The following is a 255-nucleotide window of genomic DNA, read 5'->3' as shown; positions in this document are numbered from 1 at the left end:
CCTCGGCCACATCGCCTTCGAAATGCTCGGCGCCCTCGCCGGACTCTTCATCCAGCAAGGCCAGATCGAAGACGGCAAACGCGACGCCCTCGACATGAAAATGGCCCGCGACGAATTCCTCGGCGCCCTCATCACCGGCACCATCTCCGCCGGACTCGCCCCCATCGTCGACAGAGTCATCGGCATCCAGATCGACCGCGTCCTCAAAAACAACCTCGACATCCTCACCAACACACCCCCACCCCGCATCACCAC

The 255-nt window shown here is 62.7% G+C and carries 1 protein-coding gene; it reads left to right on the top strand.

Going from position 1 to position 255, the window contains the following annotated elements; genetic code table 11:
• Positions 1 to 255, top strand: a 255-nt coding sequence (locus RM446_RS24930; protein ID WP_311547854.1) for a hypothetical protein, incomplete at both ends; no start/stop codon positions are given.

Origin of the sequence: Streptomonospora wellingtoniae (assembly GCF_031845375.1) — a bacterium.
Classification (GTDB): Bacteria; Actinomycetota; Actinomycetes; order Streptosporangiales; family Streptosporangiaceae; genus Streptomonospora; species Streptomonospora wellingtoniae.
The sequence above is the reverse complement of the archived record's forward strand: the minus strand, read 5'-3'. Positions and strand labels throughout refer to the sequence as shown.